A 3,674-nucleotide genomic window follows, 5' to 3' on the forward strand; every position below is an offset into this window, starting at 1 on the left:
GGATTTTATCTGGGGAATCGGCCTGGCCAAGGATCACGCCGATGCGCACAACCCGGCGCGGTGGCGCGGATTGAATCTGCTGGGGTTTGCGCTGATGGAAGTGCGGGACACGATGTAACGCGCATCCACGCGTGGCGTGGATCTACGGGCACGGCGGGCGAAACGGATCGACCGGCAAGGAAAAGGCCGGCTTTCGCCGGCCTTTTCCCTATTTCCATTGCAGCGGGACTTACAGCGCCTTGGCTGCTTCCACCACATGCGCGGTGGTGATGCCGAAGTGCTGGTACAGCTTGTCGGCCGGGGCCGAGGCACCGAAGGTGTCGATACCGATCACTGCACCATCCAGGCCGACGAACTGGCGCCAGAAGCCGGTGACGCCAGCTTCGATGGCCACGCGCTTGCGCACGGCGTTCGGCAGCACCGATTCGCGGTAGGCCGCATCCTGGCGCAGGAACACATCGGTGGACGGCATCGAGACCACGCGGGTCTTCAGGCCGGCCGCATCCAGCTGCGCCTTCGCTTCGGTCGCCAGCGAGACTTCCGAACCGGTGGCGATCAGGATCACGTCCGGAGTGCCGGCAGCATCGGCCAGCACGTAACCACCGCGCTCGATCTGTGCGATCTGCTCAGCGTCGCGCGGCTGGTGCGGCAGGTTCTGGCGGCTGAACACCAGGCAGCTCGGGCCGTCCTGACGGGTGATCGCAGTCTTCCAGCTCACGGCCGACTCGACGGCATCGCACGGGCGCCACACGTCATTGTTCGGGATGTAGCGCAGCGAGGCCAGATGCTCCACCGGCTGGTGGGTCGGGCCGTCTTCGCCCAGGCCRATSGAGTCGTGGGTGTAGACGTGGATGGCGTGGGCCGGGATCAGCGCGCTCATGCGCACGGCATTGCGGGCGTAATCGCTGAACACCAGGAAGGTGGCGTCGAACGGGATGAAACCACCGTGCAGGGCCAGGCCATTGGCGATCGCGGTCATGCCGAACTCACGCACACCGTAGTACACGTAGTTGGCATTGGCATCGTCGGTGGCGACGGACTTGCTGCCCTTCCACAGGGTCAGGTTCGAGTGCGCCAGGTCAGCCGAACCGCCCACGATTTCCGGCAGCAGCGGCGCGAACGCCTCGATGGCCAGCTGCGACGCCTTGCGCGAGGCAATGGTCTGGCCTTCGGCGGCAACCTGGGCGATGTAGGCGTCGGCCTTTGCGATGAAGTCGGCCGGCAGATCGCCATGTGAGYGACGGGTCAGTTCAGCGGCTTCGGCCGGGTACTGCGCAGCGTACTTGTCGAACTGCTGCTCCCACTCGGCCTGACGCAGGGTGCCGGTACCGCCGGCACGCCAGCCGGCGTAGATCTCTTCGGGAATCTCGAACGGACCGTAGTTCCAGTCCAGCGCCTTGCGGGTGGCTTCCAGTTCGTCCTTGCCCAGCGGTGCGCCGTGGCTGGATTCCTTGCCGGACTTGTTCGGCGAGCCGAAACCRATGGTGGTGCGGCAGCAGATCAGGGTCGGCTTGCCGTCCTGCGACAGGGCCGCTTCGATACCGGCCTTGATGCTCTCCGGATCATGGCCATCGACGCCACGGACCACGTTCCAGCCATAGGCCTCGAAACGCTCCGGGGTGTTGTCGGTGAACCAGCCTTCGGTGTTGCCGTCGATGGAGATGTGGTTGTCATCCCAGAAGCAGACCAGCTTGTGCAGGCCCCAGGTGCCGGCCAGCGAGGCGGCTTCGTGGGAAATGCCTTCCATCAGGCAGCCATCGCCCATGAACACCCAGGTGCGGTGGTCGACGATTTCCAGCTCCGGGCGGTTGAAGCGCTGTGCCAGCAGCTTCTCGGCCAAGGCAAAACCGACGGCGTTGGCGAAACCCTGGCCCAGCGGACCGGTGGTGGTCTCCACGCCCGGGGTCTCGTGACGCTCCGGATGGCCAGCGGTGTGGCTGCCCAGCTGGCGGAATGCCTTCAGCTGCTCGATCGGCAGGTCATACCCGCTCAGGTGCAACAGCGCGTACTGCAGCATCGAGCCGTGGCCGTTGGACAGCACGAAGCGGTCGCGGTTGAACCACTGCGGGTTGTTCGGGTTGTGACGGTGGTAGTCGTTCCAGAGGACTTCGGCGATGTCGGCCATGCCCATGGGCATGCCGGGATGGCCGGACTTTGCGGTTTCAACCGCATCGGCGGCGAGGAAGCGGATGGCGTTGGCCAACTGGCGACGGGTAGGCTGCGTCATGGTTCTGTCGGAATCGGGAGGCGGCCGCGGAACTGCGGGCGGCCTATTGTCCCACAGACGCCCGGCAGGGTCAGGTTGACCAGGGCATTAGTGCCGGCCGTTGGCCGGCAACGTCGTGATCTGCGCTGGATTCCGCATATGAAGAGGGGTCGGAGCCCCTTCCTGCGGAAAGGGATCCGACCCCGATCAGGCAYTGACTGGGTCAGTTGTCCAGACGGGCCGCGGCGGCAGCGGCCTCGGCCGGAGTGTCCGGCGCTTCGCCCTTCGCCACCAGCGTGGTCAGGGCCAGGTCGCCGGTCACGTTCAGCGCGGTGCGGCACATGTCCAGGAAGTGGTTCACGCCCAGGATCAGGCCGATGCCCAGCGGATTGACGCCGACCATCGCACAGATCATCGCCACCACCGGCAGCGAGCCGGACGGCACACCGGCCGTACCGATACCACCAAGGATGCAGACCGCCATCACCATGACCTGCTGGCCGATGCTCAGGTCGACACCGAAGAACTGGGCCAGGAAGATCACCGTCACGCCCTCGAACAGCGCCGTGCCGTTCTGGTTGGCGGTGGCGCCCACGGTCAGCACGAAGCGCGACACGCGCTGCGGCAGGCCCATCTGGTCGGCCACGCGCAGCGCGGTCGGCAGGGTGGCGTTGCTGGAGGCGGTGGAGAAGGCCATCACCGTGGCCTCCTGGGTCTGGCGGAAGAACGCCAGCGGTGAACGGCCCGACAGCCATACCGCGGTGCCGTAGGTCACCACCATGTGCAGGCCCAACGCCAGCACCACCACGCCCACATACGCACCCAGGCGGATGATCAGATCGAAACCGAACAGCGCGGCCAGGTTGAACATGAAGCAGGCCACTGCATACGGCGCCAGGCGGATGACCAGGTTGATCAGGGTCATCGAGATCTCAAACACGCCTTCGATGGCGCGACGCAGCGGGGCGACTTTGGCCTCGTCGGTCRGCACCATGCCGATGCCGAACATCAGCGCGAAGAACATCAGCGACAGGATCGCGCCATTGTCGGAGGCGGCCTGCAGCACGTTGCTCGGCACGATCGACAGCAGCATGTCCATGCCCTTCGGCGTGCCATGGATGCCAGCAACGATTTCCTTGCTGCGCTCGGCATTCTCCGACAGCATCAGCGCGGCCACCTGCGGGTCGACGCCGGCACCGGGCTTGAGCAGGTTGACCAGCACCAGGCCGATACCCACCGCGATGCCGGACAGCAGCACGGTGTAGGCCAGCGTCTTCCAGCCGATGCGGCCAAGGGCGCGGATGTCGCCCATCTCCGACACGCCCATGATCAGCGCCGAGAAGATCAGCGGCACGATCAGCATGAAGATCAGGTTGAGGAACAGGCCCGACGCCGGGGTGGTGACGTAGTCCATTACCCACTTGGCACCGGTCTGCAGGCCGTCGACGCTGCCGCCCAGGGCATGCAC

3 protein-coding genes are annotated in these 3,674 nt (G+C 65.7%); 1 reads left to right on the top strand and 2 read right to left on the bottom strand.

Annotated features, from left to right (window positions below; genetic code table 11):
• The first annotated feature begins 7 nt into the window (after positions 1-7).
• Positions 8-118, top strand: coding sequence for an NADAR domain-containing protein (locus AC1VAN_RS14955; protein ID WP_480986097.1), 111 nt, complete (start codon positions 8-10; stop codon positions 116-118).
• A gap of 111 nt (positions 119-229) precedes the next feature.
• Here AC1VAN_RS14955 and tkt read toward each other — a convergent pair whose 3' ends face one another.
• A complete protein-coding gene (tkt, locus tag AC1VAN_RS14960) occupies positions 230-2,227 on the bottom strand; it encodes a transketolase (protein WP_480986095.1) in 1,998 nt (665 codons plus the stop codon).
• A gap of 202 nt (positions 2,228-2,429) precedes the next feature.
• Entirely contained in the window at positions 2,430-3,674 is a 1,245-nt protein-coding gene (locus AC1VAN_RS14965; RefSeq protein ID WP_480986096.1) for a dicarboxylate/amino acid:cation symporter, read from the bottom strand.

Source organism: Stenotrophomonas sp. 05L44_2, from assembly GCF_056665995.1.